This window comes from Pseudanabaena sp. SR411, assembly GCF_002251945.1.
In the GTDB taxonomy this organism is placed as follows: Bacteria; Cyanobacteriota; Cyanobacteriia; order Pseudanabaenales; family Pseudanabaenaceae; genus Pseudanabaena.
In genome coordinates this window covers 38,859-64,190 of sequence record NZ_NDHW01000188.1, presented here as the reverse complement: position 1 = coordinate 64,190, position 25,332 = coordinate 38,859, and the positions used below count along the sequence as shown (strand labels likewise).

The 25,332-nt window shown below is 40.4% G+C and carries 22 protein-coding genes; 9 read left to right on the top strand and 13 right to left on the bottom strand.

What is annotated here, in order from left to right:
- Positions 1–184 precede the first annotated feature (184 nt).
- Both B9G53_RS20050 and B9G53_RS20045 read right to left on the bottom strand, forming a co-directional pair.
- Positions 185–1,462 (bottom strand): glycoside hydrolase family 10 protein, encoded by a 1,278-nt coding sequence (locus tag B9G53_RS20050; RefSeq protein WP_094535238.1) that lies wholly within the window; start codon positions 1,460–1,462, stop codon positions 185–187.
- Positions 1,463–1,587: 125 nt separating this feature from the next.
- Positions 1,588–2,070, bottom strand: a complete 483-nt coding sequence (locus B9G53_RS20045) for a phycobilisome protein (RefSeq protein WP_094535237.1) — start codon at positions 2,068–2,070, stop codon at positions 1,588–1,590.
- A 172-nt stretch (positions 2,071–2,242) separates the two neighbouring features.
- Here B9G53_RS20045 and B9G53_RS20040 point away from each other — a divergent pair, with 172 nt between their 5' ends.
- On the top strand, positions 2,243–3,961 hold the full coding sequence (locus B9G53_RS20040) for an NB-ARC domain-containing protein (RefSeq protein ID WP_254923748.1): 1,719 nt from the start codon (positions 2,243–2,245) through the stop codon (positions 3,959–3,961).
- 122 nt (positions 3,962–4,083) lie between these two features.
- On the opposite strand, the gene B9G53_RS20035 is transcribed toward B9G53_RS20040, so the two are convergent.
- The 4 genes from B9G53_RS20035 to B9G53_RS20020 all read right to left on the bottom strand — a co-directional run bounded on the left by B9G53_RS20035 (position 4,084) and on the right by B9G53_RS20020 (position 7,564).
- Entirely contained in the window at positions 4,084–4,554 is a 471-nt protein-coding gene (locus B9G53_RS20035) for an AAC(3)-I family aminoglycoside N-acetyltransferase (RefSeq protein WP_094535243.1), read from the bottom strand.
- A 13-nt stretch (positions 4,555–4,567) separates the two neighbouring features.
- The gene (locus B9G53_RS20030; protein ID WP_094535235.1) at positions 4,568–5,089 is read right to left on the bottom strand and encodes a DUF1993 domain-containing protein; all 522 of its coding nucleotides are present in this window, start codon (positions 5,087–5,089) and stop codon (positions 4,568–4,570) included.
- Positions 5,090–5,289: 200 nt separating this feature from the next.
- Positions 5,290–6,912, bottom strand: a complete 1,623-nt coding sequence (locus B9G53_RS20025) for a DUF4435 domain-containing protein (protein ID WP_094535234.1) — start codon at positions 6,910–6,912, stop codon at positions 5,290–5,292.
- A gap of 211 nt (positions 6,913–7,123) precedes the next feature.
- The gene (locus B9G53_RS20020; protein WP_094535233.1) at positions 7,124–7,564 is read right to left on the bottom strand and encodes a dTDP-4-dehydrorhamnose 3,5-epimerase; all 441 of its coding nucleotides are present in this window, start codon (positions 7,562–7,564) and stop codon (positions 7,124–7,126) included.
- A 239-nt stretch (positions 7,565–7,803) separates the two neighbouring features.
- Here B9G53_RS20020 and B9G53_RS20015 point away from each other — a divergent pair, with 239 nt between their 5' ends.
- Positions 7,804–8,343 carry a 2'-5' RNA ligase family protein gene (locus tag B9G53_RS20015; RefSeq protein WP_094535232.1) on the top strand — a complete coding sequence of 180 codons (540 nt, stop codon included), beginning with the start codon at positions 7,804–7,806 and terminating at the stop codon, positions 8,341–8,343.
- 177 nt (positions 8,344–8,520) lie between these two features.
- On the opposite strand, the gene phnE is transcribed toward B9G53_RS20015, so the two are convergent.
- The 3 genes from phnE to B9G53_RS20000 all read right to left on the bottom strand — a co-directional run bounded on the left by phnE (position 8,521) and on the right by B9G53_RS20000 (position 11,192).
- Complete coding sequence (gene phnE, locus B9G53_RS20010) at positions 8,521–9,324, bottom strand: phosphonate ABC transporter, permease protein PhnE (protein WP_094535231.1); 804 nt, start codon at positions 9,322–9,324, stop codon at positions 8,521–8,523.
- Entirely contained in the window at positions 9,324–10,103 is a 780-nt protein-coding gene (locus B9G53_RS20005) for a phosphonate ABC transporter ATP-binding protein (protein WP_094535230.1), read from the bottom strand. The genes phnE and B9G53_RS20005 overlap by 1 nt, the downstream gene beginning before the upstream one ends.
- Positions 10,104–10,172: 69 nt before the next feature.
- Entirely contained in the window at positions 10,173–11,192 is a 1,020-nt protein-coding gene (locus tag B9G53_RS20000; RefSeq protein ID WP_217901634.1) for a phosphate/phosphite/phosphonate ABC transporter substrate-binding protein, read from the bottom strand.
- A 322-nt stretch (positions 11,193–11,514) separates the two neighbouring features.
- Here B9G53_RS20000 and B9G53_RS19995 point away from each other — a divergent pair, with 322 nt between their 5' ends.
- From B9G53_RS19995 to B9G53_RS19985, 3 genes are all read left to right on the top strand, one after another.
- Positions 11,515–12,303, top strand: coding sequence for a hypothetical protein (locus B9G53_RS19995; RefSeq protein WP_094535229.1), 789 nt, complete (start codon positions 11,515–11,517; stop codon positions 12,301–12,303).
- 146 nt (positions 12,304–12,449) lie between these two features.
- On the top strand, positions 12,450–13,697 hold the full coding sequence (locus B9G53_RS19990; protein WP_094535241.1) for a DUF58 domain-containing protein: 1,248 nt from the start codon (positions 12,450–12,452) through the stop codon (positions 13,695–13,697).
- 191 nt (positions 13,698–13,888) lie between these two features.
- Positions 13,889–14,497, top strand: coding sequence for a hypothetical protein (locus tag B9G53_RS19985; protein ID WP_094535228.1), 609 nt, complete (start codon positions 13,889–13,891; stop codon positions 14,495–14,497).
- Positions 14,498–14,627: 130 nt separating this feature from the next.
- On the opposite strand, the gene B9G53_RS19980 is transcribed toward B9G53_RS19985, so the two are convergent.
- A complete protein-coding gene (locus B9G53_RS19980) occupies positions 14,628–15,974 on the bottom strand; it encodes a class I SAM-dependent methyltransferase (protein WP_094535227.1) in 1,347 nt (448 codons plus the stop codon).
- Between the two features lie 107 nt (positions 15,975–16,081).
- Between B9G53_RS19980 and B9G53_RS19975 the strand changes: the two genes are divergently transcribed.
- A complete protein-coding gene (locus B9G53_RS19975) occupies positions 16,082–17,983 on the top strand; it encodes a GtrA family protein (RefSeq protein WP_094535226.1) in 1,902 nt (633 codons plus the stop codon).
- 54 nt (positions 17,984–18,037) lie between these two features.
- On the opposite strand, the gene B9G53_RS19970 is transcribed toward B9G53_RS19975, so the two are convergent.
- Complete coding sequence (locus tag B9G53_RS19970) at positions 18,038–19,897, bottom strand: hypothetical protein (protein WP_094535225.1); 1,860 nt, start codon at positions 19,895–19,897, stop codon at positions 18,038–18,040.
- 72 nt (positions 19,898–19,969) lie between these two features.
- Between B9G53_RS19970 and B9G53_RS19965 the strand changes: the two genes are divergently transcribed.
- Genes B9G53_RS19965 through B9G53_RS19955 form a run of 3 tightly spaced genes read left to right on the top strand, consistent with a single transcriptional unit; the run spans position 19,970 to position 23,318 of the window.
- Complete coding sequence (locus tag B9G53_RS19965) at positions 19,970–20,596, top strand: TVP38/TMEM64 family protein (RefSeq protein WP_094535224.1); 627 nt, start codon at positions 19,970–19,972, stop codon at positions 20,594–20,596.
- A gap of 52 nt (positions 20,597–20,648) precedes the next feature.
- Positions 20,649–22,067 carry a phospholipid carrier-dependent glycosyltransferase gene (locus B9G53_RS19960; RefSeq protein ID WP_176453285.1) on the top strand — a complete coding sequence of 473 codons (1,419 nt, stop codon included), beginning with the start codon at positions 20,649–20,651 and terminating at the stop codon, positions 22,065–22,067.
- Between the two features lie 39 nt (positions 22,068–22,106).
- The gene (locus B9G53_RS19955) at positions 22,107–23,318 is read left to right on the top strand and encodes a hypothetical protein (RefSeq protein ID WP_141211837.1); all 1,212 of its coding nucleotides are present in this window, start codon (positions 22,107–22,109) and stop codon (positions 23,316–23,318) included.
- Here B9G53_RS19955 and B9G53_RS19950 read toward each other — a convergent pair.
- Both B9G53_RS19950 and B9G53_RS19945 read right to left on the bottom strand, forming a co-directional pair.
- Positions 23,299–24,051 carry a glycosyltransferase family 2 protein gene (locus tag B9G53_RS19950; protein ID WP_176453284.1) on the bottom strand — a complete coding sequence of 251 codons (753 nt, stop codon included), beginning with the start codon at positions 24,049–24,051 and terminating at the stop codon, positions 23,299–23,301. The two genes, B9G53_RS19955 and B9G53_RS19950, sit on opposite strands and share 20 nt — an antisense overlap.
- An 11-nt stretch (positions 24,052–24,062) precedes the next feature.
- Positions 24,063–25,319 carry a glycosyltransferase 87 family protein gene (locus B9G53_RS19945; RefSeq protein WP_094535221.1) on the bottom strand — a complete coding sequence of 419 codons (1,257 nt, stop codon included), beginning with the start codon at positions 25,317–25,319 and terminating at the stop codon, positions 24,063–24,065.
- Between the last annotated feature and the right edge of the window lie 13 nt (positions 25,320–25,332).

The following is a 25,332-nucleotide window of genomic DNA, read 5'->3' as shown; positions in this document are numbered from 1 at the left end:
CAAACCAAGAAAAGTTTTGAAAGTGTTGCGAAGCAACACTTTCAAAACTTTTCTTGTGGTTCGTTTGATCGGTAATTGCTGTAAAACCCAAAAGATGAATGGCGGCGCAAAGCGCCGCCATTCATCTTTTGGGTTTTAATTTGCTATAAAAACTAAAAAGCGGTGCTTCTCGCCGCTTTTTAGTTTAACTAGAAGCAATATTTCTTAAATCTGGACGAATTGCAGGGGTAAAGAAGAGCGTCTCAAACGATGCATCTCGATTACCTAAAGTCTCATAAAAGAAAAATGAGAAGCCATCAAGGGTAAGCTCACGCGCAATTCTGACTTGCCCTTTAATTTGGCGCATATCGACATTTTGGACTCTTAAGCCTGTCAAAATGCCCACCGCTACAGGAATTTTTTGGCGGATCTCTTGCAACTCTGGACGCGACAACTCAGTTGTAAAGTTGTCAATGTCATCTCGATATACTTGCACAATTAGTTCATCAATGTAATTGAGATAAACCCAGCTATACCAATCTTGCAAGTATTTTTTATAGGAAAATTCTTTGGGGTTAGGAGATAAAGAAACTAAGCAGTTGGGTTTGATCGCCTTAACGGCTCTAGAGATTTTCCCCATTAAATTTGTGACATATTTAGCCCGCCATTTCATCCATGCAGGATCATTAAAATCTTCAGGTGGTAGCCGCCCGAAGTGATCTTTCTTATATAAAGCGATCGTGTAATCGTCGTAGCCAAGTTCTACAGGCATCCCAAAATGATCGTCAAGTTGAATGCCATCGACATCGTATTTGGTGACGACTTCTACAATTAAATCTGTGAGAAATTTTTGAACCTCAGGACGTGCAGGGTTGAGCCAAGCAAGGCGATGTTGATCATTTTCGCCATGCAAGAAAAGATGGGAGCCATCTTTGCGCTGGGTAATCCAGTCTGGATGTTGACGCATTAGCTCCGAGCCTTCCTCGGTCATTAAGCCATACTCAAACCAAGGAATTACTGCAAAATCTTGCTCATGCCCAAACTTGATGGTTTCCGCAAGCATATCTCGCTCTTGTAAACCTGATACAGGATAGACATCTACGCCAAACTTATCTTTAGCAACTTTGCTGGGGTAGAGCGTGTATCCCCGATTCCAAACCGTTGGATATAGAGTATTAAAGTTTAAACGCCTTAATCTTTTGATCGCCCTTTCAAGCCTTTGGGTCGAAAATAAAACATCACTATCGACATTAGTTAGCCAAATACCGCGTAATTCATTGCCATTAGATGGTCTGATCTGCGGTTGAGTAGGTGGGGGGGATTGATCAATTGTGTTGCTAGCAGTATTACTAGCATTACTGTTAGGAGTCTGAGCTACCGCCCAAAAAGGAAAATTGATCATCATTGCGATCGCAAACCCTAGAAAGGTTAAAACTAGGAAACGAAGCCGTGCTTGCCAAGATACAGAATTAATTTTCCCCATAATTACTAACGAGCTAGGTAAGCTCTAACTCCTCACACTTAGGATGCAAATTTTTTGTCAACTTATTGTATAACAATGTAAAAAACCACAAAAGGGAGAAGATGCTCATTTCCCCCTCTTTTTTATCAGCTTTTTGGCTGAGATCCCAGTAAATTACGATTTATCTCCAAAATGGGGCATAACAGATCGGCAACATTTTTGGGCAGAAGATCTTTAACGACATCTTGCATTACCAGATAAGTGATATTACAAGCCTCCTGTGCGCCAAAGGCTTGCATGATTGTCTGGAACCAATACAAAAACTGTTGGCGCAAAAGTTCTGGGTCATCTAATAAAACAGTCATGGCAGAATGACGTAAAACCCTTAAGGTGTCTTGTTTCCACTTGCCTTGCATGTCTTCCCCCTTTGGAAAAAGCAAGTTGGGATAGGACGTTTTTAGTTTGATCAAAACCGTATCGACAATTTCTTTCTCGACAGCTTTAATGCGTCGATAAGCCTCAACCCGCGAGTCAAAGGAGGAGATATAGGTATCCATAAATTGCAGTTCGTCATCGCTAGCATAGCGACCATCTGCATTTGTTCCTAGTTGTTGCAGCTTGCTTAACATAGTTAAACGGCACTCAATTTAGTGTTAATCATCTATTAGGTCAACTACGGAACCCGTAGTTGACCTAATAGATGATTTTATACGGGTCTGAGCCTGAAACTATCAGCCACTTTAAGCATTATCTCTAGCGATCGCCCTTTTTTTGTTACGATCCAGATAAATCGATAAATAAATGAATATATTTATCGAAGTTCACGACACACATCTATGCGATCGCTCGCCGCCATCTTCTGTCATGTTATCTGACCATGATCACATTGAAGGGCTGTTCCCCGAAGCTGCCCAAAATTGGGATTTAAATCGGCTTTATGCAGATTTACAAACTGCTAGTGGCAAGGAAATTAAGCCGTTTGAAAAGGCGTGTTTACGTGGGTTACTTTGTCGCTATCGCCCAGGACAACTTGCCTTTAAGTTAGCTTGGACTTCAGGGGCTTTGCGGGTGGAGTTAAATAAGGGCTTGTATCGATCGCTTGAGGCGATCGCTGATCAGCCGATCAATACTTTACGGTGGGAAAAAGTACCTGAATGGTTAGAGGCTAGAGGTTATAAGGCTCAACGCCAAAGCCTGCATAATACAGCCGCCGCTTCTCAAGTTAATTTAGGGGCAAATTTAGTGGATTGGGGCGAGGCTCCAAATATTCAAACTTTTTATGGACGCACAGAAGAACTAGCCAAGCTAGAGCAGTGGATCGTGCGCGATCGCTGTCATCTCTTGGCAATTTGTGGGATGGGTGGCATTGGCAAGACGGCTCTTGCCGTGAAACTAGTCGAAAATATGCAATCGCAGTTTGATTGCTTTATTTGGCGATCGCTGCGGGGCGCACAGCCGACCGCACAATTAATCGCCGATCTGTTGCAATTTCTCAATAGTTCCCAACAAACGGGTTGTGGTATTTCTGATTTATTGGAAGTTTTGCGCCAAAAACGTTGTTTGATTGTATTGGATGACTTTGAAGCGACGCTGCAAGATGGGGAATTGGTGGGAGTCTATCGCCAAGGTTGTGAAGCCCATGCAGAATTATTACAGCGTGTTGGTTCTGAACGTCATCAAAGTTCTTTAATCCTAATTGGGCGCGAACAACCTAAAGAAATCTCCATGCATCAAGGGGAAGATCAACCGATTCGCTATTACAAAGTAAATGGATTGCAACGACAAGGAGCTTTTGAATTACTGAGAGCAAGAGGTTTTACAGGTTCTGAGAATGGATTAGAAGCGCTAGTACAGCAATATCGGGGTAATCCTTCGGCTTTGAGAATTGTGGCGGGAACAATTCAGGAATTATTTAACGGCAATGTTTCGGAGTTTCTCAAACAGACGGCTCTTGCTCTGGGTGATGTGTTACGCACACTTCTCTATCAACAGTTTGAACGTCTCTCCAAACTAGAAAAAGATGTCCTGTATTGGCTCGCAATTAAGCATCGTCCTGTATCTCTCTCAACCTTGCGATCGGAGATGAATTTACAAACATCTGGCTCAGAATTAATTAACGTTCTAGAGTCATTGCGGTGGCGATCGCTGATCGAAAAAGTTTCTGAACAGGATGAAGTCATGTTCCTTTTGGAACCTGTAGTAATGAAGTATGTGAATCGTCAATTTGTTGATGAAGTAAGTAAGGAAATTACAGCGATCGCAGCTCAACAAAATCTCAAATCAATTAATCTATTACAAAGTCATGTCCTCGTCGAAGATCACGCCCCTGACTCAATTCGGGCGATGCAGATTCGGTTAGTTCTCAAGCCAATTAAGGATAAGTTACATAAGGCGATCGCCCAAAGCAACATCGAATTGGAATCTCTACGGGAAATTCTCGCGAGTCAGCACCAAGTACAACCAACTGAAGGGACAAGTTACGTAGAGGTTAATCTCGCTTTGATTGGCTTGTGGTGGTAGTTTACAGCGCGTTGCTCTCAAACCAAAACCAAGAAATTTTAAAAAAGTTTAGCAAAGCTAAACTTTTTTAAAATTTCTTGGTTGCTGAGTTTAGTTGTGGGCTGCTCGAATCTTGAGGATGTTTAATCGATTTCTATGGGAATATCAAAATGAAGCACATCTTCACGTAATCCCAGCTTTGTGTAGAGTGCGATCGCAGGGTCATCGCCAATGTCCGCTTGTACGAAGATCACATAGGCTCCTCGCGCTACAGCGATCTTCTTTAATTCTTGGATTAATGCTGTGGCAATTCCTTCGCGCCGATGTGCTGCGGCAACAGCCAGATCGTATATATAAATCTCACTACGCGCTTGCTCAAACTTTTGGAGTTCGTAAGCGGCGATACCACCGACTACCGATCCATTTTTTAATGCGACAAGTGCGATGAAATAATCGCTACTTAACAAACGTTTGAGATAGGTATCGCTGGGGCGAGATGCGCTATAGGTGTCAACGTCGTCGAAAGCTTCTCCAAAGGCAGTTAATAAGCCTTCCATAAGTGCCAAGTCGTTGACGGAAAGCTGATGAATGTTAATTGGCTCGGAGGATGGCATTTTCCACTCCATGTTATGCATCATCTTGTTTTACGAAAGGGAGCAAATGCATCATAAAGTCGCGCTTACCTATTGGCACTTCTGCCATCCGCAGGATGTCATATGCTGTCGTCAAATGGAAGTAAAAGTTTGGCATTAGGAAATCATCTACGTATGAGAATCCAGATAGTTCGACGTATAGCCCTTGTCCAAGTTCGATTCGCTTGATCTCTGGAAGCGTAGCATCAGTAACATCGATACTTGTCAATAGTTCCTGAGTGGATGAAATATGACTACGAGCCTCATCTAAGGATGCTACGTCGGGAGGCAAGTTGCTCGCCGACTGTCCTAAGCACCACAATGCGAAGTTGCGAGGCTGATTGCAAGTAAATACGATTTGTGTGCCGAAGGGAAACATATCGGGCGCTATGCGGCGATGCAATATAGCCTCTACATCGTCTCTGAAATGACTCTCCGCTACTGTCAAGAGATGGCTCAATGTGTCGAGCCTAGAACTGAAGATATTTTGTAGTACTTTGATCTTCTGATTTTCCATGCGATTTCTAAGAACACAAGTTGTAATGCATAACTTGGAGTTGTAATGCAATAGCAGTTTAATTACTTTGCTGAGGATAAATTATCGCAGATTCTATTTTAAGTCAAACGTGATCGCCTCAATTATCTATCTGCTAAAGGGTTTGTTGTAGGCGATCTCTATTACTGCTAGGTGTGTGTTCGATGCGATCTCTTTAAACGCTATTTGATGTAATGTGCAAAATTACCGAAATATTTCTTCATTGCAATCACCATTTGCTCCCGACATTCACCTTGGGCAAGACGAACAACCAGTTCTGGTAGTTGTCCATTCTTTAAACCTAATGCTCCACTTACTTGCTTAGGCAAAGACTTACGGTTGTAGAGAGAAAGCAAGCTTTCAAAGTCCTTTTCAGTTATGACCTTATTAAATTCGTCTAATGTTTGTGAATAGATTTCATCTACGTTTATTCCATTTACTAACGACTGTAATGCATCATTCAGAGCTGCACAACCCTTCTTGTTTTTATCAAACATATTGAGTCTAAATTTAATCTCACTTGTCACTCGCAGCGAAACTTGCGTTTCAATTTCGTCCGTCAAACTTTTAAATATTTTATCAGAGACAGCCTGAAAATCAGCATCGATATCGCGAGCTAAACGTTTGCTAACAATTTGAATAACTTCTTTAACACAAAATAGATTCTCTACTTCTGCAACCGAAAGTACAAAAATTGATTCCTGTTCCAATCTTTCGATTTCTTCGGGAACTCGTCTATCGCGATCAATAATTCCGTATACCTCCAAGTGATGGAGCTGTGTATTTGATTTCAATGCCTTTACAGACTCAATTACTTGGACGCAACTGCCTACAGGTATTACCAAAAAAGAAGTAAGAAGCGCTCGATAGAGAGCCGAATCATGACTACCATTATTTCCTTCAACAAAAACAACAGGCTTTCGACTTCCAATTACCTCTAATAGCAAATCACTAGGCAGGTTACTATCTTCTTGCAGTACTTCCCAATCCCAACACTGACCATCAAAAGACTTTAGCCAAATGCGAGTTGAGCCTGCTTTCGCGGCAGCAAAATCAACATCATGAGTTAAATAGACAAACAGGCAATCTGACCTCGATTTTTCGATTTCTGTCCACAAAGGAATCTGAACCGATTTATGCAGATGAAGCTCTGGCTCATCAATTACAACAATCCCATCTTTCGGAGCAGCCAAGCATTGTCCGATCAAATAAAAAATTACTCGTTCGCCATCACTCATCTCTGATGCATTATATACTTTGTGTTCTAATTGTTTGACTCTCGTCTGTATTCTTAAACCTCTAATAATCAACTCTCTATGTGGAAGAATTTTTTCCCATACTTCTTTAACTAAATCCAACTTGGTTTTAGGTGGCTCAATACGTTTTGATGCAGTCTTTTGCAGTGCTTTGTACTTGGCGTTCTCCTCAGTTTCCTCTGAGAACAAATAAACCATCAACTTCTGGAAATCATTCAGCATTGATATTGCTGGTTTACTACCCCATTTATGACCATCTTTATATTGCATCTCTTGTCCTGTTGGGGCTGAAGCATAGCTACACAACAAATCTTTTTCTGCAAGCTCAATGGATATTGGTGTAGTTGTATCAGGCATTGCAAGAGACTTTTGAGCAGACAACCTATGTACCCACTTCCGTTGCAGCGACTCCATTTCTATCCATGTACCTAGACGTGTTTTCCCCGAACCATTCGCGCCAATTAGCAAAATACTCTGGTTTGATTCTAGATCCGTTGTATTTTCAAATGATTTTGCAAGGGTAAGTTTATATTTAGATTTTTCGGGCATCATTTCCTCTCGGTGAAGTTTGAGGCATAGTTAGAGCTTACCAAGCAATTACGGCTCAATATGGGCAACAATCTATCACAAACCCTAATCTAAGTCTAACGAGAGTACATCAACAATCTATCTCCTAAATATTTTGCTTTAGGCGATCGCGATATTCATCAACTCAGAATAATAGGATAGCCGATCGCGATATTCGTCAACAGCAATTTATTTAAGCAGTTAGTGGAAGTTCTAAATTAGAGATCGCCTTACGAGCAACTTCTAGATCATAGGGAAAAGGAACTCGACGGGGTTGGTAATCCTTCGCATAGGGCGCACCATGACGCAAAACAGCATTCACCATCAAACAAGGTTGATCGCTGAGATTAATCGCTGCATGTGGCACATTGGGCGGAATCGTCACCACCGCAGGACGATACTCACTCAAGGGAATGTATTGATATTGGCGATCGCTTAGTACCACCAACACAAAGCTACCGCGCACCACCAAAAGCTGATCGGTCTGGAAATGATGCACAAACAAATCATCGATCGCCCCTGCTGCAACCTGTACAAGCATAGTTTCATCACTTGCCTGTGGTGTATAAAACTCAGCCATCCCATTTTTGATCGAGGTGAGATAGCGAATATCGACTTTTTTGTTAGCAGCCATTGAGATCTCCGCAATATATCCCTACACACTCAGCTTAATCGTTAGTTTTTTAATTTTTGTTACAAAGAAAACGAATACAAGTTTTTATGCATATAGGAATAGCTGACGCGGTACTAGAACATAAAACCGAAGAATTGAGTGGCGGCGCGAAGCGATGCCACTCAATTCTAATACAAGTGACTTTAGCGATACTTTATGCGAAATGATAGAATATCCCCTCAAAAGTTACATGTCATGTAATGAACCAAAGATTTTTTATCGCGTTGTTGCCCCCTGATTCTATGCAAGATGAAGTTAGGCAAATTCAATATGATTTCCGCGATCGCTACAGCACTCAAGCCACTCTCAAGGCTCCACCTCACATCACCCTAATTCCTCCATTTGAATTATCAAGCGATCGCTTAGAACAATTACAAATAGAACTAGAGAAATTTGCTAAAACGCGATCGCCTTTTACGATCAACCTATCAGGATTTGCTGCTTTCCCACCCCGCGTTATTTATCTCAATGTCGTATCCAATCCAATTTTGCCAAATCTCTATGTAGATATTGCGGCAACACTTGCCAATAATCTAGACATTCACGATCCCTATGCTTCTAGACCATTTGTGCCACATATGACCGTTGCTTTTCGCGACTTAACTCCTGAAAACTTTGAACAAGCTTGGGCAGAATTTAGAGATCGCCAGATTAAGTTTGAGTTTGAAGTGATTAATCTGACTCTACTAGCCCATGATCAGCAGAAATGGAATGTTCTATCGAATTTTTCATTAAAATAAAGAGCAAGTTTTTTGTGGCGCGGCTTCACCGCGCCACAAAAAACTTGCTCTTTATTAAATCGTAGAACTCTAATTTACTTGTAGACAGTCGAAAAGCTGACCTAGACTAAGCTGTAAGGTACTTGCAAAACTAGGTAAGATCAACATCTGATCAGCAAGAGCGATTGCGATTAAGTTTTAATCAGATTTGAACTTATTCCTTAATTGACTGCTGATGACATCGATACTAGTCACAACTACCAGCAACACCAACATCATGGTCATTGCTTTGTTATATTCAAACCCGCGAATATAACTCACTAACTCGAAACCAATTCCCCCTGCACCGACTACGCCTAAAACGGATGCAGCACGGATATTGTACTCAAACATATAGAACGTATAGCCGAGACATAGTGGCAAAACCTGCGGCATAATCCCATATTGAGCAATCTGCCACCAAGAGGCGCGACCAACTTGCAAAGACTCCAGCGATCGCTTATCTACAGACTCGATCGCTTCTTGATAGAACTTAGCTAAATAACCAATTGTGTATATTCCCAAAGCCAAAGTTCCCGCAGGCGCACCTAAACCTGTCGCCGCCACAAAAAACAAACCTAAGATAATCGATGGAACTGAACGTACAGTATTTTGGAGCAGATTCGCGATCCAGCGTAACCACAATGGTGAAAGATTTTGTGCTGACAATAGGGCTAGTGGAATTGAGAGGATCGCCCCAATCGTCGTTCCCCAAAGGGACATCTGCACAGTCTCAATCAAAGCCTTGATCGCCACATCTAAAATGCTCAAATCAGGCGGCCAAAGTCGCGACAGAAAATCTGTCATGTAAGGCAGACTGGTTTGGATTAACTTGGGATCAATTTTTAGACCTTGTAATGACCAAATATACGCCCAACCTAGACCGATAATAACTAAAACTCTGAATGCCCAGACATTGTAGCGGTTAGAGGTATAGGGACGAATTCGATCAAGAAGTTTCATTATGCGGCGTTAACGGACTGAACTAGGGAGAGATTTTGCAACTTGGCAAATTGTCTGTCCATATTTTGACAGTCCCCATCATACCAGACCTGCCCTTCTTGCAGAACGATCGCTCGCTGTGCGTACTGAGCGGCAAGGGCGAGATCGTGTAGCACGACCACAACTGTTAACCCTTTGCGATTCATTTCCTGTAGGCTACTCATCACTTGATTAATGCCTGACACATCCAATCCTGTAGTGGGTTCATCAGCTAACAAAATATGAGGTGACTGGATCAAAGTACGGGCGATCGCTACCCGTTGACGCTGACCACCACTGAGTTGTCTTGCCTTTTGATAAATCTGTTCTTGCAAACCCATTTTTTGGAGTAACTGCATCGCTACACGGCGATCGCGTTTAGGAAATCCCCACAAGCTTTGCCATGTATTCAGATCTCCTAGACATCCACACAGGACATTATCTAAGCAAGATAGTTGATCGACTAAGCCGCCTCCTTGTACGAGAAAACCCACATTTTTACGAACTTCATCAACTAGTTTGGGCTGAACGGTCGTCCCACAGATCTGAATTTCGCCTTGACTGACAGGAACTAATCCCACCAGCGATCGCAAAAGTGTTGATTTCCCTGCGCCGTTTAGTCCCAGCAGAGCCACAAACTCACCATGATTGATTTGCAAGTCAATTCCATTCAAGATGGGACGCTTTAAAGTGGATTGATAAGCAGTGCGAACATTATGACAAGCGATTGCAGGTGAATTGTTTTCTGATAGAGGTTCCATAATTTTAAAATTCTAATTATTGAAGTCAAATATCTATTGGTTGCCTAGCTTTGCTAGGCAACCAATAGGTTATGGTTTGAGTCCAGCCCTTGCGATCGCTGTCCGCATGGTTGCCAAATGTTGCTCGTGATCAACTTTGACTAACTCGGTTGAGTTATAGAGACTGCGGAATAACTCTTTATTCTCTGGTTCATTCAGCTTCAAAAAAGCATTAATCAACTTTTCGCGTTGATCCGCAGGCACACTATCATCAATGGAAATGCCATGAGCAGGCACATTAGGCACTGGGTGCAGTACCCGTAATTTTTTGCCCTCTTCCTCGGTGATCCAAGGTGGCAGTAACGCATACTCAGAAACTACAGCTACATCGGCTTGCTCCCGCAGTAAGGCTTGTAATGCGCTGCTATAGCCGTCCCCATAGGTAACTTTGCCGAAAAACTGCTCTAAGCGATCGGGTCCATCCACAAACTTCAGCCCCACCAATTCGCTGACAGGAAAGATAAACCCAGAACCAGAGGAACGCGATGTGAAAGCCATGCGTTTACCACGCAACTGTTCAAGAGTTTGGGTAGGATCTGCCAAGGTTTTTAACGGACTATCTACTGGCACGACAAAGATCGAGTTATAGGTTTTGCCACCCGAATAGTCAGCCCGCACCTCAGCTAAGTACATTTTTGCGCCCGATAGTAGTTCTGCTTTGAGGGCAGCGCGACCACTGACGAAGGCGACATTGGCGCGATCAGCTTTGAGTGCTTCGACAGAGGCTGTTTCATCAGCGATGATCCCCTTCACTGGGATACCCATCTCTTTGGATAAAATTGCCGAAACCTTATCAACTTTAGTCTGTAAATCTGTAGTGTCACGACGAGTTGCAAAGGCGATCGTTAGTTCCTTAAGCGGAGCCTGTGCAGCTTCAGTGGGAGTCGCTTTAGTTTCTTTGGCTGGTGCTGTAGCTGGGGCAGATGTCTGAGCTGCATTAGGCTGAGATGGAGGCTGCGGACTATTTTCTGTACAAGCAGTTAAGCCGATTAAAGATATTAACCCTGCGACTACAGCAAAATTAACAGGTAAACACGAAATTTTTTTCATCGATTTTTTGAAAACGGGCAATACACTAAGAAGAATTACTTGCAATAACTAATAAAAGTAGCTTAAACCTATTTGAGAATTTAAGTCAATTATTTATCAGTTTTTTTTATTTTGCCGATCGCCTATTCACCAATTTCAAAAAAAATCAAAACCGAAAAGAGTAATAACGGCGCGAAGCGCCGTTATTACTCTTTTCGGTTAAGCAAAACTTGCATGGCGATAACGTCAAGCACCCTCTCTAACTTGCGATAAGATAAAAACTACAGCGCAACGCGCTGTAAATGCTAAAAAGATCGCTAACATTAAGCTTGCCGAAATCACCATGACCGAAAATAAAATCCCTGAAGGTCTAGAACGTGAAGTAAAAACAATGGGTGGGGCAGCAATCGACGGCACTCCGATCGCCTATATTATCGTCCTCGCTGCTGTGGTCACTGTTTTAGCATTTATTCCCTTTTCAATCGTGCTTGGCTCAGGCAAAGGTATCCCATTAAGTCAAAGCATTTATCCTCTGCTCGGTTGGTTGCTTGGACCCTTAGCAGGAGCCTTAGCCAGTGGGATCGGTACGTTAATTGGAGTCTTTCTTGCTCCTTACACCGCAGGAGTTCCCGCGATCGCCATTTGGGGAGCCGTGATCGCTAGCTTTGCGGCGGGAGCAATGGTGATTGGACAAAAGCGTAAATATTGGTATTTGGGTTTAACGGTTCTGTTTGTGAGCGAACTTGCCGTTTATGCTTATTTAGCGATCGCCCGTAATGGCATTCCTGTAGATACCTTTATTGCAGGAGCCTTTATCGACTGGTCGGCAGTATTGCTATTTTTGTTACCAACTCGAATATTATTCACAAAACTAATTGGCAGTAGTAATTTTGTGAAAGTAGCGATCGGTATTTTTTGCGGTACTTGGACAATTTGCGGACTAGCGCATCTAAGTCAAGTTCCATTTACTTACTATCTATTTAACTGGCCAGAACCAATTTGGAAGATGTTAATTCCGATTATTCCTGTCGAAAATGCCATGCGTGGACTATCTGGTGCAGTGATTGGTACGGGGGTGATTTCGGGATTAAGAGCGATTAATCTGGTGAAACCGAAGGAATCAATTTATTAAGTACTTGTGCAAAATAAATTATCCAACCCCGAAAAGTTGTGCCCCTGTGGGGCGCAACTTTTCGGGGTTGGGTTTGTAATTAATATTGGTATTACTTGATCGATTTTGATCATGCTGCTCCTGCGCTAGAATACAACAAAAACCATATGTCAAATAGCCAAAGCGATCGCCCACAGCGTAGTTCTAAACCGAAAAAAATATCTAAGATTAAACGCTTTTTTAAATGGTTAGAATGGCGATTTGCGACACCAGAGTTTATTGGGGGAATGTTTACTGCTTTAACATTATTTTTCTTTATGGCGGCGACCAATACCCTTGCGGGGTGGCTCTATGTAATTAGTGGCGTAAGTTTAGCTCTCTTAATTGTAGGGGCAGTTATGCCCAAGCGCCTATTGGCAGAAATGGTGGTGGTGCGATCGCCGATTGATCCAGTCAGTGTGGGGGATGATCTATGGGTGGATTTGACGATTCAAAATACAGGACGAACTGAAAAAAGATTGCTAGAAGTCCGTGATATTTTGCCAGAAAATCTCTCAAATATTTTGCAACAAGACGTAGTAATTGAGTTGATTGCCCCGCTTCAGGAATATCACTGGAACTATGAGGCAAAAACTACTAAGCGTGGCGTATTTTGGTTTCGATCTACAGAAATTGCCACCTCCAGTCCATTAGGATTGTTCCGCAGTCGTCGCGCTTGTCCATCGGGAAACAAGGCGATCGTTTATCCAACGGTGCTACCCCTCGATCGCTGTCCTTTGGTTGATCAATTGGGAAGTGATACGAATCCGCGCCAATATAGCGATGACCATAATTACAGCAATGCTACCGAAGGTTTAACGAAGACTTTGCGTCCCTATCGCTGGGGTGATCCAACCCGATTAATCCATTGGCGCACTAGTGCCAAGTTTGGCGAATTGCGGGTGCGCGAACTGGAAGTCACGATTGGCGGGCAAGAAGTAGCGATCGCCCTTGATAATTCCGCAGGATGGGAGGCTCAAGCCTTTGAAGAAGCAGTAGTAGCGGCGGCTTCGCTCTATTTCTATGCTCAAAAATCAAAACTAAGTGTCAGACTTTGGACAAATGATACAGGTATCGTCCAGAGCGATCGCGCTGTATTAGAAACTTTAGCCGCCGTAAATATGGCAACGAGTTCCGCCGATCTGCTCAAGGACTTGCCTGATTTGCCCGTGGTCTGGATATCCCATCGTAGCGATAGCATTGCCTATTTGCCCTCTGGTAGTCGATGGTTACTATGGCAATCATTAGGACAATCATCAAAAGTATCGGTTCCCAATCAGCGATCGCTTGGTTTAACGATTGAAACAATGCTAGATGCTGAAGATACAAGTTACAAATCTTTGCGATCGCAACTTCAAGGTTATCTAACGCTTTAAGCGAACTGACGATTGCTATACTTTTTTGATATCGCGTTACAACGCTTTGCGCCTAAATAAAACCCAGAATAGATTTTGTAAAAGTAGTGCAAAGCACTACTTTTACAAAATCTATTCTGGGTTCCTAAATAGCCAATTGCTGAAATATCGCGATTTCCACGTTCGCATCGACTAAAAACTGGTGGTATGTCATGGCGCTCAAAATCGGTAGACTTGAGATTGGGTATCGTTTGCTAATTTCTCTAACCGCGATCGCGATCGCCTATGGATATCTAGGCAGCTATATATGCTTGTTTTGGCTAGAACAGAGTTATTGGGCAGCAGGTTTATTATTTTTGTTAGCTGCTAGTGGCATATTTGCGATGCCTCGCAGCTTAGGCGGTTTAATCGCCGCGATCGCTGCAATCATCACAATTTATATTAATGCCAATCTAAATGAAAGCCTAATAGGGGCTGCTATCTGCTTATTTCTTTATTGGATTGGTTTTCAAGATATCCGTTATAATCCTGCACCCAATAAAAAACTCAGCATTATCGATCTGATCGCTACAGCACTCACAATTGCCCTAATGATCGCGCTCACTATTGCCACATTTCAAATTCCTTTAAGTTGGTTAGCGAGTTTAACGATTGGGATAATAGCCGCAGCGGTAACCCTAATCGGCAAACAAATCGAGTATCTCGAATTATCAACCAAAGAAAATTTTATTCTCCTTGGCATTTTGACTGGTAGTAGTTTGGTGATCGGGTTTGCGATCAGAGTAATTTTCTATCTGCCAAAGCCCACCAATTTTTTGTAATACCAAAACACAAAATGGCGTAGCCATTTTGTGTTTTTAAAACCCTTACTGGGTTTGGTTTTTAATTCACAAAACTGTTGCCACACTTTCGTGAATTGGTATTACATGGGCTTCAAAATCAAGCTATGCGTTAAATATCCTTTTCGATCATCACAAGTTGATCTATAACTAGTTCACCCAGTAAAAATCTCAATTCGTCACTCGCTTGGCGATCGCTGAGCTTACCTGTAGGTGTAACCCTTTCACTAACAATAGTTGTCGAAACCTTACGATAGGCTTCTAGTCTCGGTTTATGTATACTCCAATAGGTGACAAGCTCTGAGAATTTACACTCACGTTTCCAGAGAAATCGCAGACATAGAGTCACTGTAAGTGAGTCAAGCTTAGAATTATGTAATTTTTGAATATTAGAGTCAGGTCGAAGTTGAGCGATTGCCTGATCGAGGATCTGAAAAAATGCTTCCGTTCGCAAAGCAGGATGTAAATGGACTGTTGCTGACTCCCACATTGTTTCTGTCCATTGACTGATTTCTGTATAAGCAGAACGTCCTGAATGTCCACACCAAATATCAAGCAAACGGTTTACAGGATGTAGCAGTTCATAGGCATGAAGATTTTGTTCAGGTGTCGCATGATCTAAAAATTCAACAAATCCATTTGGAATATGCTCAGGAAATAGATTTGGCAATCGCCAGTCCGCAGGATTGATCATACTGACAAATTCTAAGTTTGAGCCTCTCAGCATCTGAAAGACTTCAGGAATCGTAAAGCCCTTATCTTCTTGAATAACATAGTTCATCAAAAAAAATCCAAAAGACTTATCAGATGGTGTCCAAGTGTTAGCTTTGAGTAAGGTTCCATCTCCTAATGCTTCCATAATTGCGTAAATCTGTTGATATTCGTCCTCAGTGGGATTGCGATCAAGGAATCCTAACAATCGGGAAAATGCTTGAGCGCGAAAGAAATCAGTGCGTTGATAAAGACTATGTACATTGACTCGTAACAAACCTTCAGGAGCAAGCACAGATCCCATGACTTTCAAACCAAGTACTGGATCATTCAAAAGATAAAGCGTATCTTCGCAGTTAATATAGTCGAACTGTAGACCCTGTTTATCTTTTAGGTTTGGAAGTTCTTCGATTGGCAATTTATGAAATTCAGTCTTGGGAAACCCGTGATAGTTCAGGCGATCTCTTGCCAAGCTTAAAGAAGCTTCAGAAAGATCAATTCCCACAATTTTTGCATTGGGGTTTGCCATCGCAAGAGCCAAAGTGGTTACCCCTGAACCACATCCGACATCTAAAATAGTCAGATCTTGGCGATCGCCTACCCGTTGAGTTTTGGCATACCAAGCAGAAGCAAAAGAATGCAAAATTAAACCGCGATCGCCATCACCGCCAGTTTGATTTGCGGGCAAATTCGGATAAGGCATCAAATCAAATTGTTGGCGAACTTTTTCGTTGGGGTCAATGTTCATATTTAGAAAATGGTTCAATTTCAAAATTGGTTATGCAAAACTTCTAGACAGGTGCTTTCTATTTTTCTAGGACAATTGGGTAACATCGCATAAACATTAACAGAACTATGACCGTAAACCCACAAATACATAGCGTTATTCTTGGTGCTGGTCCCGCAGGACTTGCTGCTGCTTACACCCTATCTAAGCACAGCAAAATAATTACAGTTGTAGAGCGAGAATCCCAAGTTGGCGGATTGGCAAAAAGCTTTCATTTTCGTGGGTTTATTCTCGACTACGGGCCCCATCGTTTTTTTACTAAACTTTCACCTGTGATCCGTTTATGGAATGAGGTTTTAGGAAGTGAGCAAGTTACTGTCAAACGATTGACACGCATATTTTATGGGGGGAAATATTTTAGCTACCCAATTCACGCTAGGGAAGTTTTATTTGCTTTAGGGATTAGAGAAACATTCCATATTCTTTACTCTTACTTAATTAGTCGTCTTTTTCCTACTCTTAATCCTCAAAACTTTGCTGAATGGATCATAGCTAGATTTGGTAAGCGCTTGTTTAGTATTTTTTTTGAAGGCTATACCGAAAAACTCTGGGGAATACCTTGTACCGAAATTGAGTCAGAATGGGCGGCTCAACGCATTAAAGGATTATCTCTCAGCAAAGCGATCCGCAACGCAATTTTTGGCAATAGCGGTAAGGTAAAGTCTTTAATCGATCAATTTCAATTTCCACGATTAGGTTCGGGGCAACTATACGATCGCATTTGCGATCGCCTCCATGAACAAGAGCAATCAATTTTGCTCAATACCGAAGTCATCAGTTGTCATCATGATGGTTCAAAAATTACCCATGTTGTCCTACGTGATCGCCACACAGGAAAAGAATCTTTAGCTGATTGTAGTCATGTCATTTCATCAATTCCCATCAACCTGCTTGTGCAGCAAATGCAGCCAGCACCACCACCCGAAGTAATGGCGGCTGCAAAATCTTTACAGTTTCGCAATACAATTCTGGTGTATTTAATTGTTGATGGTGAATCATTATTCCCTGATAATTGGTTATATATTAATGATGCGAAAGTACGATTAGGTAGAGTTACTAACTTTGCGAATTGGTCGCCAGATATGTTACCCAACTCATCCATTTCGCAAACGCCTTTATGCTGTGAATATTGGTGCAATAGTAATGAAGCGATGTGGCAAGAGTCTGAGGATGAATTAATATCTCTTGCGATCGCTGAACTACGTCAGATCAAATTACTAGGTAATCAAACCATAAGTGATGCTTTTGTAATCCGCTTACCGCGTACCTATCCAGTTTACACAGGTAACTATCGAGAGGCGATCGCTACAATTCAAAACTATTTATCCCAATTCTCTAATCTGCAACTAATTGGACGCTACGGATCATTTAAGTATAACAATCAAGACCATAGTTTATTGATGGGGATTTGGGCAGCAGAAAATATTATTGGTCTATCCAAACATGATCTCTGGTCAGTCAATTCAGACACAGAATATGGAGAAGAAATGAATTTAGAAGTCAAGCAAACTAATAAAGCTAAAACCCCAGAAATGCAAACACAAATCCAAAAAAAATGGCGAGAAAATTTGCAGCAACTGAGCAGGTATTTCCTGACAGGTGGTATTGCTACTATTGTTGATGTTAGCATCTTTGTAGTTTTACAACGACTAGATATTTACTATGTATACGCCTTATGTATTAGTTATTTCTTTGGACTCACTACAAATTTCTGGTTAAGTCGTAACTATGTCTTTGGTGTTTACTGGCAAAATGGATTGCTTCAATATTTTGTATTTACGGCGATCGCTCTCAATAGTCTATTAGCAAATTTAGGAATGATCCAGCTATTAGTTAATGAACTAAAATGGCAGCCAATTCCTGCGAGGATTATTAGTGCTGGTTGTATTGTATTTCTAAGCTTTATTGGTCATAAGTTATATTCATTTAGTACCTATAAAAATGTCAATGACTTTTCATTAAATCAATAAGTGCATTCTAAATAAATTTTAGCGGTATTATCCACAGAGTGATATTGCCAAAATTTACAATAGGTTTTGCAGCTTTTCGCTACGACATAAGCGTACTCTTCTACTCATGATAGTCTCAGGAATATCTTGCCATGAATTTTGGCAAGCTTCATTTATTTGATCATTAGGTTTTTCATCTTCATAGATAAGATAAACAAAATTTAAATGTTTTAAGCTTGGAAGATTTAGTTTTTTAGGTAAATTAGGAAGCTCTAACGTTGTATAAACGAAGCGGTTAGTATACCAAGTTGGCTGAGGAGGAACTGAACCTGCATAAATATACTTAGAATCAGAGATTGGTAGATCATTATCTGCAATATACTTGCTGATGATCGCACCAATTTCTCTAGGATATGTTCTACCCACACCCGCAAATTCAATAAATTCTGATGATATATCTCCACTTATCAGAATACTTAGATATATCAAAAGACCGAGTACTAACCAAGACAATAAATAGAAAGACTTTGGCAGATACTGTAGCAGTATTAAAATAGATACAGGCACAACAATCCAAATAGCAAATATGGTTGGCAAAGCTAGTTTAAAAGCAGAAAAATCGTGAATAGTAGAATGTTGTCTTAATATAGCAATTTGTAAAAAGGGAGCCAAAAAGATTAATAAAAAAACTGATAGTAGACTTAACTTATATTGGCTATGCCACCATAGCCAGCATAAAAGTATGAGTAGCCCTAAGAAAAGTGTCAATATTGAAAGTTTACCTGTCTCCCACATTTCTTGCATATATGTAGGAAGATATTTAACCCAGTAAAAAGTCATTACAAATATATCTTGATTGAGGTTAACTTCCATCTTTGCGCCAACCCTCTCTAAAAAGATTGATGTAATTTGATTCCAGCCATCTTGATAGTAAATTAATTGGGATATAAACCAAACAGTTATCAGGGCGATCGCGCCTAAAATTGGTTGAACAGAACTCCATGCTAGCCATATATCTTTACGAACTAATGGGAGCGCTACTGAGAGCATTAATAAAAACAAAAAGACCCATCCATACCAATCGAATCCTGCGGCAAATAGAGATAGTAAAAAAAGAATTAATTTTTGATTCCTAGTTAAATTTTCAAATCGAAACCGTTGCTTTAGTGCAAATAAAATCAAGGCATAGATTGGCAATAAAACTGCTTGGTCGCAAAAATAAACGTTTTGTGACCAATATAAAACAGGTGGATTAAACATCCATGCGAATGTTGCTAGAAATGCTAGAATCTTACTCGACCAAATATTTATAAAATCAATTTTTTCAAAAAGCCGTAATATCTCTAGACACAAGAAGTAGATAACTATGCTGTTGAGTAAGCGTTCAAATATTAAATTATAAATCTGTAAATTTGCAACAGTGATTGGAATTGATGAAATCTTAAAAATGATATAGGGGACAACTAACCATAGAGAAGGATAACTAAGATAAATTCCATCATCTTTATTAAGTGTTGTTATATCAGCTTGAATATATTCAAGACTTTTAGGAATAAGAACAGAAGCCCCTAACAAATGATGAATCCCCCATTGCTCTAAGGCTCTAAGGCTAACTAAAGTATGAGCTGATAGCCATTCATGATGAGCATCAATGTTGAGTGGACGGTTAAATACAGAGATAGAAAAGACAATGCTAACTAACCAGAGCAAAATAATTGCTATTACTTCAATGATTAATATTTTTTTCGTTTGATATGTTGTCTTAAATATTTGATTTTTTTTAAATTTTAGAAGATTAATTTCTGGTAGACAAAAAGTTTTAGCTGTACCATCTATAAAAATATTATGGCAGACCTCACATTGGTACTTTTTATCACCACGAGCTGTTTTACCATAATCCTTAAATTGGGTACTATCACATAAAGGACATTCCATTTTTACTTGACTTTTTATAAAAGCAACACCTCAGTTTATCCAATTTTCTCTTGGTTAAAAAAAAACATAGTCATGAATAAAAAAATTTTAGTGATCCTCCTCTGTATTTTCACTTTAGGCAGTGTTTGGGTTACTTATGCCCATATTGATTGGTTAAATCAAATTCAGGAGGTTGTTCAATCGTCGGGGGCGTGGGGTGAGGTTATTTTTGTTGTAGCCTATGCGATCGCATCTTTGCTTATTTTACCTGTGACTGCTTTTAATATTGCGGGTGGGTTGCTTTATGGAGCATTTGAGGGAATATTACTGACATCTTTAGGGGCTTTTCTTTCAGCATTGCTTGGGTTTATTTTAGCGCGATCGCTTGGTTCAAAATTCGCTGCCACCGATGAGCGCTGGTCAAATGTAAGCCAAAATCTTGTCTCAGGAGGAATAGCTTACTCATTTGCTGCAAGGCTACTACCACTAGTTCCCCATGGTATTGTCAGTTTTGCCGCAGGTTTGAGTCCGATCAAGCACCGTGATTATTTAATCGGAACTTTGTTTGGTACTCCTTTGGGGCTTGCTCCTTTCGTATTTTTAGGTAGTACGGGGATGCAAATGAGTTCTAGTCATGATGTGCTACCTTTATTGGCTAGTAGCTTAGGACTAGCCGTATTGGTTGTTGCGGGTACATGGTACAAATTCAACAAAACATAAGTAGTGCCGAGAAGCGTTGCCTTTACTTATGTTTAAGATGTTACAGAAAATTATGCAGTACTTACAGAACAACGTAGAAAATCCTGATCCACAAAAACCTAGATGGGATTTGTATTTAGTATTGGGTAGTCTAGGGATCTTAGCAATTTCCTTGTTTCTGCATTTTTGGCAATTAGGAAAAATTCCCTATCCCGTTTTTGATGAGATTTGGTTTGGGCAATATGCTGATGAGTATCTAGAAGGTAAACCAACTTGGGAAGGACATCCACCATTAGGTAAATATTTCATCATGCTCGGCATTTTGCTGTTTGGACATAATGAAATTGGCTATCGGTTTCTTGAAGCTTGTTTTGGATCGATCATGCCATTACTAGTGATTGGGCTGGTTTACCGTCTAACTTACAAACGCAATTTTGCGCTCTTGGCGGGCTTATTTATCGGCAGTGATGGTTTGTTTTTAGTAGAATCTCGCTTAAGTTTGCTTAATATTTTTTTGGTTGCCTGTGGTGTGTCATCACAAATATTTTTGATTGCGGGGTTAGAGAATAAGGGGAAATTACGCACATTTTTACTTTGTTGTGCAGGGCTGCTACTTGGTGCAACTGCATCAGTGAAATGGAATGGATTGGGATTTAGTTTATTGCTGTTTTTATTGGTGATGTTGGTATGGGCGATCGCCAAATTCTTTCCAAAAAATCTGGAACGTTTAGGAATACTTGCCGAAATTATCAAATTGCATTGGTGGCAATATTTACTTTGTTTTGTAGCCATGCCGATCGCATTTTATCTAGTGCAGTGGCTTCCGCTGTTTATGCAAACTTCTGGGGGGGCTGTACTAGGAAGTGGCTGGGAATCAATTAATGGTTTTATCAAATCACTAATTGCTGTCCATCAACATATCCTCTGGTGGCATTCCACAGATACTGTGACCAGTATCGATCCTGATCATCCATCTCATCCATACTGCTCATCGGCAATCTCTTGGGCTGTCTTAGCGAGACCTGTTGGCTACTACTTCCAAAATAACGAAGGATATTTTTCAGTTATTCAAGGACTGGGGAATCCGATTTTATGGTGGTTCTCGACTTTAGCGATCGTTTTCACAACCATCACTTCACTCTTAGCTAAATTTTTGACGCGATTTCGCAAATTTACTAATGGCATTAATGACTACTTGCTTTTGGGCTATTTCGCCAACTATGCACCTTGGCTAATTGTGAAGCGTTGCCTATTCGTCTATCACTATATGTCTGCTGCGGTGTTTAGCTTTATGGCTTTAGCATGGCTAGTTTCCCAAATGCTTGATCAAAAAGGGATTCTGCGTTATCTAGGCTATGTAATTATTACCACAGTGATCCTAAGTCAGATTTTCTTTATGCCGATTTGGTTAGGGTTGCCCATATTACCTGACGATTTTTATCATCGGATTTGGTTTATGCCAGAAAAAATATCTGGGTTTAACTGGATTTAAAAAATAGTAAACATAATTCTTAATTAGTCTCTTAATCGAATGGTTTATAAATCTTGGTATGGGTTTGGTTTAGTTGCTTTATGTATGGCGATTACCATCATTTTTTCTTATTCCATAAGTGGTACATGGGATGCAAGATATATGCAAATGTTTCATGCACAAGCTGAGGCATTTTTGCAAGGAAGAGTTGATCTTCCTGTAACTTGGACGCATGATCTAATTCCATTTAATGACAAACTTTTTCTCGCATTGCCACCATTAAATGGATTTTTAATCACGCCATTTGTTTATCTTTTTGGAGATAAATTTACAGAAACTATTTTTGCACTCATTCTTTATGCTTTTCTGATTGTTATTCAATTTATATATGTAGAAAAATTTGCAGCAGACAAAGACATTTGGCAACGTAGTCTATTGTTTGTCTTTTTAGCACTAGGAACGATGCTTTTACCATGTGCAGTTATATCTACATCTTGGTTTAATGCTGTACTGAGTAGTTGTATCTTTCTTTCATTAGCTTGGCTAACTTTATATTATGCAGAAACTCTTAAACAGGACGTGTTAGCAATTTCTTTTCTTGCCTTAGCCTCAATGAGTCGATTTCACTTAGCTCTAATCTTGCCGATTTTTATAATTAAAGCTTGGATGACTCGTTATAAAGGAAAACTTAACGCTCTGATTGCTTTATCTGTTCCTGCTGCCCTATTTATGGTGTTTGTCTTATGGTGGAATTGGGTGCGTTTTGGTAATCCATTTTCACTAAACTATGATGATCACGCCTATGCAGCTTTTTTTCAGGAAACTATTCAAAAACACGGGTTTCATAATCTTGTTTATATTTTCCCAAACATTTACCATGGAATTCTTGCTTTCCCAGAACTTATAACTCAGTTTCCTTTTTTCAAGATTGATGAAGTGGGTAACGGGATTTTAGCAATTAGCCCTTTATTTATTTATATTCTAGTTAGTAAACATCAAGATAAACCTTGGTACAACTTTGCTTCTTGGCACAATTTTGCTTGGTTATGTATAGCTATAATTGCTATACCTGTATTTACACATTTTTCAACAGGTTGGCGACAGTTTGGCTATCGCTACTTTTTGGATTTCTTCCCATTTGTTGCTTTTCTTCTACTTCAATCAAAAGTCAAGTCTACATCCCCACTTTCTCTTTTTTGTATTGCTCTTTCTATTTGGTTTAATATTTTCGGAACAATTATGGTTCTAAATCCTAAACAATTTGGGGTTTAGAGTCTTGAATATGACATTCTTTTTTTAATTGCCAACATTCCCAAAACATTTTTAAGATTACTTTGATATTAGCGCCTGTCGCTGTGCCAAATTTCCGAGGGAAGTGCTGCACAGGTAATTCGATAATCGGTAAATGTTGTAATTTCAAGAGAAATTCAGCACTAAATAAGGCTCCATCAGATTTAATCGGTTTGATCGATTTGTAAATGCTGCGTGGAAATAGTTTAAAGGCGCAATCAATATCTTTGGCTCTGATACCCAATACCAATTGAATAAATTGATGATACAGCCAAGCATTGAGCGATCGCACAAAAACATCGGCACGCTTAGCTCGATAACCAATCACGATTTTAGATAATATCTGTCCTTGGGAATTGTAGATATATGGCAAAAACTGATCGAGATCGCTAATATCAAACTGTCCATCTCCATCAGTTAAGAAAATATATTCATGTACAGACTGATCAAAGCCAGTTCTCAAAGCTGAGCCATAACCCAAATTGTGGGGATGATTAATCAGTCGAATCTGTGAATTTTTGGCTGCTAATGCAGTGACGATCGCTTTAGTTGCATCAGTGGAACCATCATTGACCACAATAATTTCATAGCAAATCTGGCGATCGCTCAGGTAATCAACAGCGTTGGCGATCACCCGATCAATATTTTCCGCTTCATTGTAAGCAGGTAATACCACAGATAGAGATAGAGAATGGCTCATCGGTTTATGGCTCATGGATACTAATGCTAGGTAGTAGATAATGCTTGTGGTGTTTGCCAACGAATCGTATGGGAGAGCAGAACTCCAAATAAGATGATATTTACAGCGCTGATTAAATAGATCGCGCTTTGAAACCATACTTCTGGAATGGCATTGAATAAGGCTTCATAGTTATATCGCAGATAAACATAGCCCACATTTACCGATCCTGTGATAGTAAAGCCCCAATAGATCCACTTGATTGTGGGAATTATAGCGATCGCGATCGCTATAAAAGCCAAACCGTACAACATGTAACGTTCATGCATTCGCGTTGGCAACATGAAAAAACCAATCAACATCGTCGCTGTAGCTATGCAATGAGCCGCAAAGTGTCGTTGCTGGTAGAGAAAGATTCCCAACCACATTGTAAGGATTCCCAAAAATGCTAAACCAATTACCTTATAGCTAATTCCCAAAAATGTCGTGGCATCGTGCTGCCAATTTGCCCATCCCCAAATATTGAAAGCATTGACCGAAGCGAAATCATAATAATTCGCTGTACCTTGCAATCGTTGATATAAACCAAAGAATGGGGTGAGGATACCATTTTCAAGTCCATAGAAAGGCAAGACAATTGACCAAATCAATGCTAAACCACCAATAGCGATCGCCATCCATTTCCACCAAGCCTGACGAAACCATTGAGAGAGCAGCAAGAATGGTGCGAGAAAAAGTCCTTGTGGTTTCACAATCACCATCACGGTAATTAGTAACCCTGCTCTGATCAGATAATTTTGCTGAATTAAGTAAAAAGCCCATAGCATCAATAAAACGATCACACTATCTACCTGTCCCCAAACCGCCGACACAAATAGCATCAATGGATTAAAGGCATAAATTAGCGCAAGTCGATGGGCTTTATCAGTCGTGGTGTGAGGCTCTAAAATCTTTGCGATTAAAAACGCTGAGCCAATATTGGCAAATACGGCAGGCAACTTGATCATCGCCATTAGCAACACTCCATTAACATTGCTAAAGACAGGATCGAAAAGTTGATAAATCTTACCAATTAGCCATAGTACATAGAGATAAGCAGGGGGATAGTCACAGTTTGAGAAATTATAAAAATTGAGGAAACCTTGCTGTACTAAGTCTATTGCCCAAGCCTTAAATAAATTTATATCAACCCAAAAGGCAATTGGGAAGCTGATTAACAATAGATGCAAAACTAAGGCGATCGCCAATCCTAGATAAAACCTATACGAATTTATTTCTAATGGGGCTTTTGCGATATTGGTCATTTTTTCCGATATG